Origin of the sequence: Photorhabdus khanii NC19 (genome assembly GCF_000517265.1) — a bacterium.
GTDB lineage: Bacteria > Pseudomonadota > Gammaproteobacteria > Enterobacterales > Enterobacteriaceae > Photorhabdus > Photorhabdus khanii.
In genome coordinates this window covers 353,516-367,767 of sequence record NZ_AYSJ01000015.1, presented here as the reverse complement: position 1 = coordinate 367,767, position 14,252 = coordinate 353,516, and the positions used below count along the sequence as shown (strand labels likewise).

Genomic DNA, 14,252 nt, shown 5'->3' with positions numbered 1-14,252 from the left:
TGATTATGAAGGGTAACATCATCTGAAACCGTTATGAGACCGCGATTGGTAAGCGAACCACTACTGCGGAGGCTGTGATAATACCGCTATTGGTAAGATGACCATTTGTGTTGAGCATCAAATTACCTGCCTGTGCGCCCAATGGCCCGGCATTGCGTACACCAACCCCCTGCTCGGTGCCGACCAGCTTAATTTTGTTGGCATACATCCCGCCAACCGCCGCCACATCGAGGCTGAATTCAGGATTCTTCTTACCATCACCAGAAACGGGTAGAATTTGTATCACATTCCCCCGCTCATCAACACGGTTTCGCCCTGTCGTTACCGTCAAATCTTTGGCGTGTAATTTGGCATTAATATTGACGGCGCGGGCAATCAGGCGGGTATAATCACTCTTGGCATCATTCAAGCCCTTGCCGTTAACGGTCAGGATACCATCACCCACTTCAAACCCTTTCAGACGGCCGTTTTCCAAAATTGTTTGACCTGTCGCTAACCTCGTCTGGCTGGAATTACGGCTATTGACTTCATTTAAAATAATTTTGGCTTCACCCTGAGCCAACCAAGGGTTAGCCGTAATCAAGCCCCCCAAATCAGTTTTGGTATTCACGCCACTGTTATTAAGAATAGCGCCCCGCTGATCCACATTAAACTGACTGTACTGGTTGCGGGAGACGCCATCACTGTTCGGGGTCTGAATATTGACTTGCGGTACGCCATTGGCCAGATCAGCCAGACGTTGCAAGGGCAACCAATGAGGCAACGCTTCCCGGCCAGACAAAGTGACATGATGGATAACAAAACAGGGCGATTCTTTAGGAAACACCCGCAGGGGATCCGGCTCCGTATCATCCGAAAGACACTCGAATGGACAGAGAAAGAACAGGATATTCCCTTTAAAGCGAGTGAATTATCTGATGGTACTTTACGCTTTATCCTATTGACTACCGTGTTGCTGCAATCCAAAGACTACATGCCAAGCTCAATTATTATTGATGAACCTGAACTTGGGCTTCACCCCTATAACCTTGGCCGTAACTCCAATCGATGGCAACAGCACAAACAGCAGGCACTTGTTGATGCAGTATATACGCGCGCATTAAGGGCATTATTCACGACCGCCGAAAATTCATTAATCTCTATTGACAAAGGCTCGTATCGCAACCATCCCAAAGTACAGTCAAACAGTGCTTCCAGGCGTACCACAAATTCAATCGCATCGCGTGGAGGGATCTCCAGCCGTCCGCGCTCAATTAATTCTTCTGCATTATCACCTGTCGTGTCGCAGGCGACTTTGATAATCAATTGCCGAATGTAATTTACTGATATTGAACTAATTTCCCCCAAAATTTTTCTACATGACAAGCTACCTAATTTGCATTGAAGCACACTGGCGCCAGTCTCCGTACCAATGGCGCGAATAATAACAATAGGGTCAACTTCGTCCAGTTTAAAACGACCTTTCACCTCTGCTGCTGTGTGAGCCAGAGCACGTTGAATAGAGGTTTCAATTTCCTCAGTTATGCCATAGGGCACCAGTCCGAGCTGTTTGACACATTGCCGACATTGGCTGTCAGAGAGTAAATTGGCATGATGAGCAAGCAGGTATTCCTTGCAGCGCTTAAACTTACTTTGCCAGCTTGTGACTTCATCTGCGATTGTAGAGGCAGAACTTGCACTCACAGCAATTTCAGGAATATGGTGTAACACCAAATCGCGCAAAGCCGCATTTTCCGGCACTGTAATCAGCTGTTGCAATGTGGCAGCCAAGTCACGACGATGTAACAGACTGACACCCATTCGTTCAGCGGCAACAGGTGATAGCGGCGCTTGTGCCATCCGCATCAATGTCTGTTCCGGCCACATCGCTGAAAGCAGCAACCCCAGTTGCCCTGCTGTAGTATAAAGGATCCCCCACTGGTTTTGGTCAGTTTCGGCTCTCTCCAGTTTTTCAACAATACAATGGAAGGCTTTCCAGGCACTTTCAAAACCGGCAATGCAGGCTGCTGTTACCTCATCACGTACAGACTGATTCAGGCAAAGTGCTGCCAGCGTTGTGGCAAAGGGCAATGAATAGACGGTAATACGTTGAGTAGAAAAATCAATCGCTGCCCGGTAAGTAGCATAAGCGCGAAACAGCTCACGCCAAGGAGAATGACCAACCATTTCATATACATGTGAAACGTCATCGTTAGGAACATACGAGAAGTCATAAGCTGTATCGAACAGCACTCGCAACCAGAGCACCAGTTGATGTAGATCCTTAGCTTGCCAATCTGCGCCATCAGTACGCTGCATGCGCAAAAAAAGCGTCCAGGTGCCTAACTGACAAACCCGATTCAATGATACCCGCCATATAGGTTCCCATTCGACGATACGTAATGCTAACGCTTCGAATACATGTAAACGACCAATGTCCTCTTCCGGAGCGTTCGGTAATTCGGCAAATTCAACAATCAACTCTTTCTCATTGAAAAGGAAGCTGGCCTTGTGTACCACAAAGGGAAGTGAGATCTCTAAAATGTTCCGTGTTAACCTCAGCAAACAAGAACGGGCATCGCCAAAACCATCTGCGATATTTATCAGTTTGCGTAGAAGAGCAGGCAGTTCAGAACCTGATCCAGTTCGGAAACGAGCCAACATCCACTGATGTAAGAGATTATGTAATTGATGTGCATTTTCTATAGGGAGTTGACCAGGATCCATATTACCGGCAATGGGTATTAGAACTTGCCAGCGTAAGAAGTCGTCGCCCAAACATTCCACAATGTCTTCTTTTAACTCAAGAAAAAAATTGTCTGGCATGGATTGATGACGAGCACGTTCTATCCATCTTAAGAAAGAGCGTAATGCAGCCTTCTCCGTGGCAGAAAGAATCGACAGTTGAGCAAAGGCAATCCAACCACTTAGCAGATCCAAGTAACGTTGATATGCAATGAGATCACGCCGATCTACCACATCGGCTAATACAGCTTTAAGCACCTGATCATAAGCATCCACCAGGTCAATACGACAGAGCCCCTTCAATGTTGGTAAGTTTGCGTTATGCAGGACCTTCATCAGGCTGGCGGTAGCTTGCAGTAAATCGGCTGCTTCGCTGGCACCAGCCAATGCAGCAGCCACCTTAAAGCGTTTCAGAGGAGCCAAAAAAGCCAGGTAGGCAGCAAATGCTTTGGGTGCACATACCAGGCTAGCGAGCGCAATCGGTGCTAGTTGGTTGTAGTGTATTATTTCTAATAGAGAGACAGGAGAAAGCCCGTATTTTGCTGCACCGACCAAAGCATGTACGATATTTAGCCGATCGGCATCCTCGTAAATGGGCAGCATTTCTGTATCTGCGAGTACATGAAGTATACATTCCAGCAACCGGTGTGCATCGCTATACGGTGCGGTTATCGCAGCATCGATCCATGAGGCCAGTCGGATGGATGGCAATTTCTCAATCCATGCTTCGGTTTTGATTAATTGCATAAGCAGTCGAAGATCATTGAGTTGGATGATCCTGTCTGCAAGTGTTGGAATAGCCTTACATAAACGCGGTAACGCAGATTGCGGATTGCTTTTAGCCGTGAAAGCACAGAAATAATCTGCTGTTGCATCAGCTGTCAACCAATGAGAGGGTAGAAACTCAATGGCTTTCTCACCTATCTGTGCGAGGAGCCAACCGGTTAAACTGGGGCTTCGAACAACATTACCCTTTTGTAGCCAGGTGTCTGTTGGAAAAGTCGTGCGTTGTTTAAGAGTGGTATAGGCTTTTTCCGTTAACATAGGCAAACCGGTCAATGCATTTTGCAGAAGATCGGTAATACGTTGAGATGTAAGCACCTCGATCGGCAGGGATTCACTGTCGTCAAACACACGTTGCACTAAAGCCGGCAAATTAACCGATTCGGCTGTTTCCGTTTTGAGTACGATAAGCGGCTTTTGTGCACTAAAGTAGGCCAGTTCACCAATACCATCAATGACTACCCAGGGAACCGCAGGTAGATTTGTTAGTTGGGTAAGAAAAACCGGCAACTTTTGTTGACGGAACATGATGCCGGCATGTTCACAGGCCACCCCAGATTCAACGAAGACAGCGGTAAGCGCCGTTTGCACCGATGGGGGAAGACGCAGGTAACGAGACCAGGCATCATCCAATGTCGATGCAGAAAGGAAGCTGCCTAAAGAGGGTGCGACAGGATGCAATAGGGCTGTCACCGGTACTGCACGCATACAACGCGCCAACTCGGTTCGTACCTCGGCTGTTAACCGTTGAACACGACGTTCAAGCGTGTAACCCGGTGCAGGGCGCACCTGTACTAACCAAAGTTTATCTGCATGTACTTGGCGCAATTGCGTGCCATACCACAAGGGCGCAGCTAATCTCGGCCAATGATAGGCGACCGAGTTTACCCTTGAACCAGGTGATTGCGCCGATGCAAAGCCAAAACCAAACGCCAGTTCACCCCGGATGCCATCAGGGGCGGCCAAGGTCAGCCCAGTAGCCGATACCAGGCCATGATCTGTTTCCAATACCCACTCAGTATCTAACGCAACTTCAGAAAAATATTGATGCAACTGCAGGATAATTTTGTACAAACTATGACATACATCAGCAGTCAGATAGGGTGCCTGTAAGGGTTCCACTAGGGATGGAATACCTTCAATCAACCGCTGAACAAAACAGGCGATTGGCTGAGGTTGATAATCAGGATTTATTAGCCGCTGTTGTGCAATAGCCTGAGGTTCAAATCCACTAAAGGTAACCTCAGCAACAGTCTCGGCAAAATCGGCTGTGCGATGGCAAATTACACTGGCATAGCCACCCGCATTGACGAAAGCGTCACCATCCTCCAGACCAGCACTACGAACAATCCAGGGAGGCGGACCACAGACTTCCACTACCTGTTTAACCCAACCGTGTTGCTCGGTAATATGCTTGCTGTAGATGGTGCGTAGCAGATCAGCATCAGCTTGTGGAGAAACCGCTGTGATAGCAAGCGCTTCATCAGCAGGAAGTATTACCAAAGGGGGAATAAGCACCGAAAAATCGACGTGCTGGGCTAGCTGGTACAATCGTTCAAATTTTACAGTCATACGTTTATTTTCTTACCTTCAAAGCCAGAATCCCAGGTGAGTTTTCGCATTGACAAATATGAGTCGCAACTTTCCTCCCACCGCTTCATTTTCTATAACATGCAGTGCTGTATTAATTGATGCGTATACGCCAATACTGCAACGTCACTAATTCAAGCCCTAATGACACAAATATTGCCTGCTCGATAGTCAATACATTAGGAAATAACAATGGCTAATTTTAAACAGTTTGTTAACTACCGGTATCAACATTACGTGCTTTCATATAACCTGTCAGCAATTTTACTGGCTGATTTTCCGCTTTTGCTCAACGTTGTGTATACGCCCTGTTAATCACCTTAGCTTAGCTTCTCTTCTAACTGAATTTTTCCTTGAATTGAATTTCACCAACTACGAAATTACGCTGTAGTTAAATCTCTTATATGAATGGTGGTCCATGAGACATAAAACCATCGAACCCATGAACCACATAGCACATTTAAAAATCAATTATTATTTTGTCGGAAAGCCTATTTTAAACTGATGGTTTCCTTTTCCATCTACCTTATTATGATAGTTCATCTTTCCATTACAACGCCCATATTCATGATCTCCATATAACTTCCCTGAGTTACTATTATTAGGGCCTACGGTAAAAAAACAGCGAAAACACAGACTAACCCTTGCTAACACAGTTATTTTTGCCTGATTAATGATTAAATCTTCACAATTAAAGCTATCGATAATGATTTTGATCATAAAACACACGACCTAATCATTAGCAATAGAATATCCCAACAAATAACCAGAAAAAAAGAACTAAATCGTCTGATTCATATCATTATTAATGATAAAACATTAGATTAGATAATAAATATCACTACTATCTCCCCTGTTCAAAACATTTAATCAATTGTTTAAATTTGAAAATTACATACAAACACACCAAATCAAACGATTAATTTATAATTATAACATTATGAAATAACAAGATATTTTTATAAAACAGAAAAAAAACACTATTTTTTTATTTAAGTTGTTGAAAAAGATCATATTTTAGTTAATACTCCTCTTCATCGCATGAGAATAGCCCTAAAGGAAGATGAAAGTTCCAAATTGAAAACAAGTTAGTAATATTAAGAAAAAATTGTTGCTATCGTAATCATAATCAAGATGGCAGTTTTTCTAATTGTATTAATATAGCAGTACAATGATTCGCTCAATCAGAACATTGATGTGAGTCTCTGTATTAAGATACATATGCCGAGCTTAACAGTGGTAGTTCGTCTTTCATTAACGCAGTTATTTCACTAGTGGACATCCGCTCAACAGACAATAAAGATAAATTTATCCATGTATATATCTTGCCCACAAGCGCTTTTCACTGCATGATAACAATCACCTTGTAAAATTTCATGATTGGTATGAAAATTTATCTTATCTTGGTACTTGCGATATTTTAACAAAAATAAGAATCATTATTAATAACGTTAAAAAATTTGCAGTAATAGATGATATTTGGGAGAAAAAATTGCTCCTTGGGCTAAAATTAATATCAAAGATTATTATTAACAAACATGATGATATATCCAGAAAAAATCACAGAAATTACTGACAAACTATTTATCAGTAAAAGATGCTTAGTAAAAAATTAAAAGCATATACAAAATAGAGGTAAAAACTCAATCGAGTTATATATCACTATGTAAATTAATTCAATTATATAATCAACCATTAAATTATAACTCTGGTTGGGTATATAGTTTTATTACACAGAAAAAATCACACACATTTTTATTCAAGGTAAGGTATTTTTAAATGAGAAAGAATTTTATTTGGGTTTCTTTGGCTATGGTATTGGGGATCTTTACCAGTTTCAATGTGTTATCTCATGATGGAGTAATTAAATTCAGAGGGACCATTTTAGATTCAACTTGTTCTATCACCGGTGGCACTGGCACTGGTGGCAAAGAGTTTGACATAAATTTTGGTATTGTAATTACAGCATTAAATAAATCGGCTAACGCTTCCTTATTAAATGTCAAGAAACCTGTTACGATTCACCTTACAAACTGCCCTGATTACGCAAATATTAAGGCTCAGTTTACAGCAGGAACGGCAGACAATGGATCTACCAACAGTAATATTAATTATTTCCCGACAACACTTAAAAATGTCGCGATTGCTCTATATGACAAAGATAATGGTGACCAACAAATAAAACCTAATGATATTATTAAGATAAAGAATAAGGCTACAGCTATTAATCTTGATGCCGATTTAGTATCAACAAAAAATCCAATTACTGTTGGTGCTTTTACCAGTGAAGTAAAATTCACAATTACTTATCCATAAGTAAATATTTACCTCACATCCTGTGAGTCATTTTTAGTTTAAGGAACAAAAATGTTTCGTATTATTATTTCATTTATTCTTGCCATATTTGTATTTCAGGCACAAGCAGGAATAACTTTAGGTGGAACTCGCCTTATCTATAATGGCTCACAAAAAGAAGCCACTATTTCTATCACAAACTCGGACACAGAAAGGCCTTATCTTGTTCAGTCGTGGATAGATAATATCGATAACAGCCAGAAAAAAGTACCGTTTGTTATCACCCCACCACTGTTTAAAGTGTCAAAAGAGAGCGAACATCAGATCCGTGTTTCATATATCGGCAATCATCTGCCAGCGGATCGGGAATCGATATTTTTGCTAAATGTCAACGCTATTCCAGCAGTGGAAAAAAATGATAACAGTAAAATGATCATCACGATAAAAAACATTATCAAACTGATTTATCGTCCAACCGGGCTATCTGATAATGACGCTAATAATGCAATCAATCGTTTAGAAATATCACGTAATACCAATGGCATTCAGTTAACCAACCCTACGGCCTATTACGTTAATCTTAATGCGATGAGAATTGACGAGAAATTAATCGATAAACCCGGATTTATTCCACCTTTTAGCAACAAGGTATTTCCCGCCCAAAATGGCATAAAAAAGGTGACTCTGACTGCTATCAATGACTACGGTGGAACAACAGAAGAGCGCCAATTTAGTTTCTGATCAAATAATCTGATGAGTGTATTGTGAAAAAAATAATCAGCGTTGCTTTAATTGCTTATTGTTTATCATTGCCAGCCTATGCAGAGCTATACTTTGATATCAATGCATTACAATTATCAGATGAAGACCGGGAAAATATTAACCTGGATAGCCTGGCAAAAACAGATTCTCACATTCCAGGCGTCTATAAAGTGAATGTTATTGTCAATAAGAAAGATATCGGCATTAAAAATCTCTCCTTTATCGAGTGTGGAGATAAACTTTGCCCTGAGCTATCTGTCAGCTTACTAAAGGAAATCGGGGTAAAAACAGAAAGCTTTCCTGAATTAGCGTCACTTTCTGAACAAGCAATCATTTCTCAACCAGAGAAATATATCAAACAGGCATCAACAGAGCTGGATTTAAGTCAGCTTACTTTGCACCTGAATTTTCCTCAGGCGGCAATGAGATCACAAATCAGGGGTGATATCTCTCCTGATCAGTGGAATGATGGTTTGCCTATGTTTTTCACCAATTATCATCTGACAGGAATGCAATCCTGGAATAAAAATCAACGTGAACAGAATCAATATCTGAATTTACGCAGTGGTGTTAATTTAGGTCCGTGGCGTGTTCGCCATAGTAGTTATTACAGCCGTAATAACACAACATCTGAATGGAAATCACTTAAAGCCTATGCTGAACGGGATATTCGTCCATTAAGATCCCGTCTGGTATTGGGTGAAACATCAACCGACAGTATGGTATTCGATAGTTTTACTTTTAATGGCGTTAAATTGATGTCTGATAGCCAAATGCTGCCGGATAGCCAGCAAGGTTTTGCCCCTGTTGTTCGCGGTATTGCCATGACTCACGCCAGAATAGAAGTCCATCAGAAAGATAATCTTATTTATCAAACTTTTGTTCCACCGGGTGCCTTTGAAATTACCGATATTTATCCCAGCAACCTTAATGGCGATCTGGAAGTATCCATTTATGAAGAAAATGGCAAAGTCAGGAAATTTACTCAGCCCTTTTCTGCCTCACCCTTGATGATCCGTGCAGGCCAAATGAAATACCTGGTTAATCTCGGTAAATTCAGTGGCAGCAAACAAACCAGTAAAAAAAGGTTTATTCAGACAGAGGCTATTTACGGGTTATGGGACAGCACCACAATTTATGGTGGCGTCATTGCTTCTCCTGACTATTTAGGCAGTGCATTAGGCTTAGGGCATAATCTCGGCTCACTTGGTGCGGTGTCAATCGATGTAACAAATGCAAAAACGCATTTCCCAAACGGAAAAAAGAAAACCGGCCAGTCTTATCAGATACGTTACAGCAAAGGTTTTACCGCGACCAATACAACCGTGACATTAGCGGGCTATCGCTATAATACCAATGGTTATTACAGCTTTAGCGATGCCAATAATAACCACCAATTTACTGATAACCACCGAAATAGCGCGCCAAAAAACCGGATGCAAATAACAATGGGCCAGAGTTTAGGTAAATATGGCAGTTTTTCATTATCTGCCTGGCAACAAGATTACTGGCAAGATAAAACCAGCAAGAATCAGTCATATTCTATGTCTTATAACACCAGTATTCATGATATCTCTTTATCGTTGGGCTACAATTATCACCGTAATCGCTCACGAATCAATAACGACCAGGTTTTTTCACTCAATATCAGTGTTCCTTTGGATAAGTGGCTGCCATCAGGTAATCACAGTGCAACCGTAGATTATAACACCTCTTATAATACAAACGGTGACAGCCAGCATTCGATGTCATTATCCGGCTCGTTACTGGAACAACAAAATCTAAGTTATACCATTTCTCAGGATTACAGTTACGAAAAATCAGAGAAAGAAAAAGAATCAGGTAATGCCGCCAGCTTATATTACAGAGGATCATATGGTTCAATTAATGCCGGTTACACCACGGATCATGGCAAAAATCAACGCATTAATTATGGATTAGAGGGTGCAATTATTGCACATCCCTACGGCGTTACACTGGCTCAAAATATCAGCGAAAGCGGCGCTAGTGCCTTAATCCGCGCCCCTGGAGCAGCCAATGCAAAAATACTTAACAATACTTCTATCAGTACCGACTGGCGGGGATATACCGTTGTTCCTTATATATCGCAATATCGGGAAAACGCGTTATCTCTTGATACAAATACATTCGGTGATGACGTCGATATTGACAACCCGACGGCTAAAGTTATTCCAACGAAAGGCGCATTGGTACTGGCGGATTATTCTATTCGCGTTGGTCATAGAGTATTTTTAACTTTACAGCATAAAGGTAAAAAACTCCCTTTCGGAACGGTAATCACCGGTAAGAATGGCGTCAATGGTATGGTGAATGAAAGAAGTGAAGTCTTCCTCAGCGGTGTGAGTGACACAGCAGAATTAAAAGCTGATTTAGGCGATAAACAAAGCTGTTATATTAATTTTGACAGTAAATTATATCAAAAAAATAATGGTATTATCCTGGCTTCATTGAGTTGTCAGTAACTAAGAGAATATTTATCCCGGAACAATATGAAAAATAAATTAATTACACTGGCAATATTAATACTGACACTATTCAATATCACAAAATCAATTGCTACATGTACATTAAACAAAAAATTTAAAACTATTGATTTAAATGTTAATATAAATGAAATTATCAATGCAGATTTTAACACTCGAAGACCTATTACTATCGCTGAATATGGCCCAATGGAGCTGGCTAACAAAGTAGGAATTAAAGCCGATGCAACTATTGCTATCTGTGATAGTAATGAAAATATAGTTCATAAAACAAAATCAGGTGAAATAAAACCATTCAAAGATAGTGGCCGGATAAATACAAGTGTAGATAATTTATATTTTGTCGTATCCTATGATGGAAATGGTAGCTCTCATGATGATATCAATAAAAAAATAACTTTAAGAGATATCGGGAAAATAAAAATTGAGCTTATTCAAGAAAGAGATATCCGATCAGGCTCTATACTAGAAAAAGGGTTGATATCTTCTTTATCAACAGATGATGGTAAAAAATTAATAAATATCACATATAACAAGGACAATATCATTGGCAGTAAAAGCTGTATGACATCAACACCCTATAAAGAAATAAAACTCGGAAAGATTCATTCTTCTGCATTTAAAGGAAAAGGTTCTATAGCCGGTCGTAATGATTTTTATATTTTGATTCAATGTAAAGATAAAAATATCCCTGATATTAGTTTCTCAGGGGAAGTAGTGAGTTCAAGCCTAAATAACATTATTAAATTACATCAATACGGCGATGGAAACACAGCCAAAGGTATTGGTGTTCAATTATTACATAAAAATAGACCTGTTGATATGAACACACGTATTCCTATATCTGAGTGGGGAAGTAGTGAAAAAAATCTCTATTATTTACCACTTACTGCTCACTATTATCAAACTGATGATAAAATAACAGGTGGAAAAGCTAATGGCACAGTACATTTTACAATTGAATATAAATAGCTTTACAACTCCCTCTATTGATATTAGCATATTAACATTATGCTAACATATAAAAAGCGAAACTCTCCGCAGTCGTGTTAACAAATAATTAAAAGCAGATTTATACGAGAAATAAATCTGCCCTATTAATTTCACCAGTAAATTATATCAGAAAGATAATAGCATTATTCTGGCTTCATTGAATTATCGACAATTAAGAATAAATCTCAACTGGAATATATATGAAACGCTACTTAATGATAATCACAATATTTACATTAATATTACTCAGTATTACAAACACATACGCACGCTGCTTATTAAATGCAAAACAGATTAGCTTAGATATTGAGCTTAATAGTATTAACATTAATCCCAATATAAATGAGAAAAAAAGCATTCTTGTTGGCGAGTTTAGACCATTGCAACTCGCCCAACTCATGAATATTAATGAAAATACGCCGCTTCTTAATCCCCATGATTGTGATCCAACAGGAGAACCGCTTATTTTTACGGGAGATGTATATCCATCTAAAGCTGGAAATACACCTCATGGCACAGGTATGATAACCACAGGAATAGATAATCTCTATTTCTATATTACTGCCTCTGGAGAAGAAGAAAATATGAAATTACCCACAACAAGTGGCAGTAATTACATTTATAAATATAAAGATGGAATGACATTAAAAGATATAGGAAAAATCAGTATTTATCTTTACCAAGAAGGAACGTTGGCATCAGGGAAAATGCTCAGGCCAAGAAAGATTGCTATGTTACAGACACTTGCAGGTACAGAATTAATAAGAATAAAAACTAAGAACAACTACACGATAAAAACTCAAACTTGCTCGACAACAACCCCAAGGCCAATGGTCGATTTTGGTCGTGTGAATAGTTATTTATTTAAAGGTATAGGCTCTACTGCGGGTAATGCGGGTTTCAATATCGAAATTAAATGTACAGAAAGTGTTAAGCCCAAAATTACTTTTTCAGGAGAAAAAATAAATTATGCCCCAGATAGTATAATTCAATTAAATAACCCCAATAGTAAAAATACAGCTAAAGGAGTTGGTATACAAATCTTATATATGGGAACAACACCTGTTTCTCTGGAAAATCCGCTAGTTTTCGGGCATGCAGCAACAAACGTCACCTACACATTACCTTTCACTGCCCGCTATTACCAAACCGATGAGAAAATAACAGGTGGAAAAGCTAATGCCACAGCATATTTTACAATTCAATATGAATGATATTAAGTATAGACTGTAGGATATTTCATCTTCTGGATAATAAACATGGAACAGACAGTTATACACACCAATCAAGCATCACTGCCAAAACATAACAGTGAATTTATGACTCAAATCGAGTATGGAACGGTTGTTAAACACCCCCAAGTGAATTTTTGGCATGCCCGTTTTGATCTTTCACATTATCACGATGAACTCTTCGAACAATTAAATCTCCCCTTCCCTGCGACGTTGGCTAAGGCAGTCAACAAGCGACGAGCTGAATATCTGGCAGCACGTTATTGTGCCAGACAACTTTTAGCACAATTAGGGCAACCGGAGTTTAATTTGCTCTCTGGTCATGATCGCGCACCAATTTGGCCAAAGGATATTTGTGGTTCTGTTTCTCATTCATCTCATTGTGCAATTGTGCTGGCTGCACCGCAAACTGATAACAGATTAATTGGTGTCGATATCGAAGCTATCGTCAATCGTCAAAATATGGATGAGATCACAAAAATGATCGTGAATGACCGAGAAATTCAACTCCTGAAACATTGTCATTTACCCTTTGAACAAGCATTTACCCTCGCCTTCTCTGTAAAAGAGAGCTTATATAAAGCGCTTTATCCACAAGTAAAACGGTTCTTTGGCTTTGAAGCGGCTGAAATTACCGCCCTATCCCTTGAAAATAATGCAATAACATTAGCATTGCGGGAAACTCTCACCCCCCATTATCCGGCGGGTACAGTATTCCATGGGCAATTTATTATCTACCCACAGGAAATATTAACGCTAATTATTCAATAGCCAAAAATAACAATTGCTGATACCGTCCCTGATCAGCAATTTTACTGTTATTCATCATCATTATTTTGAATAAAATTTTTATTTAACGTCTTTATCCATATTTCCCGGCGAATTCTTACCTACAGCAATTAACTCCTCCAACAACGCTGAAAGCTGAACCATCTTCTCCGGCGAAAAGGCTTTTTCTATGGCCCGATATCCCTGTTCAACCTGCTCTTTCGCCTTTTCATAAAGTTTCTGACCATCCTGCGTTAAAGAAACATAAAGTTTGCGCTGGTCATTCATCGGTTTAAGACGAAAGATCAATCCATCACGTTCCATACGAGTCAATATCCCCGTCAGACTTGGACGAAGAATACAGGTCTGGCAAGATAAATCATAAAAATCAATTGACCGGTTATTCGACAGTACACGAATAATACGCCACTGCTGTTCAGTCAAATTATGACTCTTAAGGATTGGGCGGAAAAAACCCATCGCGGTTTCCCGCGCCTGAAGTAACGCAATTGTCAGAGATTCATGCATGGGTAATGAAGGCTCTCATCTTAGTTAATCACTGATTTACTCTCTGTCGAGAGTGTCTATGTCACTCTATAAC

Annotated in this window: 9 protein-coding genes and 1 pseudogene; 7 read left to right on the top strand and 3 right to left on the bottom strand. The window is 40.0% G+C overall.

Annotated elements, in window-relative coordinates:
* Positions 1-31: 31 nt before the first annotated feature.
* Entirely contained in the window at positions 32-826 is a 795-nt protein-coding gene (locus PTE_RS20320) for a two-partner secretion domain-containing protein (protein WP_036849949.1), read from the bottom strand.
* On the opposite strand from PTE_RS20320, the pseudogene PTE_RS27370 reads away from it, so the two are divergent.
* A pseudogene (locus PTE_RS27370) lies at positions 755-1,028 on the top strand (AAA family ATPase); the annotation flags it as partial. The gene PTE_RS20320 and the pseudogene PTE_RS27370 sit on opposite strands and share 72 nt — an antisense overlap.
* On the opposite strand, the gene PTE_RS20315 reads toward PTE_RS27370, so the two are convergent.
* Entirely contained in the window at positions 1,021-5,079 is a 4,059-nt protein-coding gene (locus PTE_RS20315) for a DUF6137 domain-containing protein (RefSeq protein WP_036849947.1), read from the bottom strand. The pseudogene PTE_RS27370 and the gene PTE_RS20315 sit on opposite strands and share 8 nt — an antisense overlap.
* A 1,797-nt stretch (positions 5,080-6,876) precedes the next feature.
* Here PTE_RS20315 and PTE_RS20310 point away from each other — a divergent pair.
* From PTE_RS20310 to PTE_RS20285, 6 genes are all read left to right on the top strand, one after another.
* Positions 6,877-7,413, top strand: a complete 537-nt coding sequence (locus PTE_RS20310) for a fimbrial protein (RefSeq protein WP_036849945.1) — start codon at positions 6,877-6,879, stop codon at positions 7,411-7,413.
* Positions 7,414-7,464: 51 nt separating this feature from the next.
* Positions 7,465-8,133, top strand: coding sequence for a fimbrial biogenesis chaperone (locus PTE_RS20305; RefSeq protein ID WP_036849942.1), 669 nt, complete (start codon positions 7,465-7,467; stop codon positions 8,131-8,133).
* A 23-nt stretch (positions 8,134-8,156) separates the two neighbouring features.
* Positions 8,157-10,637 carry a fimbria/pilus outer membrane usher protein gene (locus PTE_RS20300; protein ID WP_036849940.1) on the top strand — a complete coding sequence of 827 codons (2,481 nt, stop codon included), beginning with the start codon at positions 8,157-8,159 and terminating at the stop codon, positions 10,635-10,637.
* Positions 10,638-10,664: 27 nt separating this feature from the next.
* Entirely contained in the window at positions 10,665-11,630 is a 966-nt protein-coding gene (locus tag PTE_RS20295; protein WP_036849937.1) for a fimbrial protein, read from the top strand.
* Positions 11,631-11,851: 221 nt separating this feature from the next.
* Positions 11,852-12,865 (top strand): fimbrial protein, encoded by a 1,014-nt coding sequence (locus PTE_RS20290; protein ID WP_036849935.1) that lies wholly within the window; start codon positions 11,852-11,854, stop codon positions 12,863-12,865.
* Between the two features lie 45 nt (positions 12,866-12,910).
* A complete protein-coding gene (locus PTE_RS20285; protein ID WP_081738284.1) occupies positions 12,911-13,654 on the top strand; it encodes a 4'-phosphopantetheinyl transferase family protein in 744 nt (247 codons plus the stop codon).
* Between the two features lie 78 nt (positions 13,655-13,732).
* Here PTE_RS20285 and hpaR read toward each other — a convergent pair whose 3' ends face one another.
* A complete protein-coding gene (gene hpaR / locus PTE_RS20280; protein ID WP_036849932.1) occupies positions 13,733-14,179 on the bottom strand; it encodes a homoprotocatechuate degradation operon regulator HpaR in 447 nt (148 codons plus the stop codon).
* Positions 14,180-14,252: the final 73 nt, after the last annotated feature.